At 67.1% G+C, this 776-nt stretch carries 1 protein-coding gene; it reads left to right on the top strand.

What is annotated here, in order from left to right; genetic code table 11:
- The coding region (locus tag PI87_RS09065) for an IS256 family transposase (RefSeq protein WP_039597400.1) at window positions 1–776 on the top strand (776 nt) is incomplete at both ends.

Genomic DNA, 776 nt, shown 5'->3' with positions numbered 1-776 from the left:
CGGCGGTGAGCGCCCAGCGCAGACGAGCAACCAGCGCAACGGTAAGAGCGCCAAGACCGTGCTCACCGAGGACGGCCCGTTGCGGGTGGACATCCCGCGCGACCGTGACGGCAGCTTCGCCCCGATCCTGATCCCCAAGCACGAGCGGCGTTTCACCGGTTTCGACGACAAGATCATCGCCATGTACGCGCGCGGCATGACCGTGCGCGAGATCCAGGCGTTCCTGGCCGAGCAGTACGGTACCGAGGTCTCGCCCGAGTTCATCAGCTCGGTGACCGATGCGGTGATGGAGGAAGTCACCGCCTGGCAGGCGCGCCCGCTGGAGGCGCTGTACCCGGTGGTGTTCTTCGACGCGCTGCGCGTGAAGATGCGCGAGGACGGAGTGGTGCGTAACAAGGCCGTCTACCTGGCCCTGGGCGTGCTGCCCGACGGCACGCGGGACATCCTGGGCCTGTGGATCGAGAGCACCGAAGGCGCGAAGTTCTGGATGAAGGTGTTCAACGACCTCAAGACGCGGGGCACGCAGGACATCCTGATCGCCGTCACCGATGGTCTGAAGGGCATGGAGGCGGCCCTGAATGCGGTGTTCCCGGCCACCACCCTGCAGACCTGCATCGTGCACCTGATTCGCAACAGCCTGGACTACGCGAGCTGGAGGGACCGGCGGGCAGTGGCGGCCGCGCTTAAGCCCGTGTACACAGCGCCCACGGTGGAGGCCGCGCAGGCCGAGCTGGTCGCCTTCGAGCAAGGCGAATGGGGCCAGCGCTACACGCCGA

This window comes from Ralstonia sp. A12 (genome assembly GCF_000801955.1).
Lineage (GTDB): Bacteria > Pseudomonadota > Gammaproteobacteria > Burkholderiales > Burkholderiaceae > Ralstonia.
Note: the sequence above shows the minus strand (reverse complement) of the source record. Positions and strands in the feature narration are given on the sequence as shown.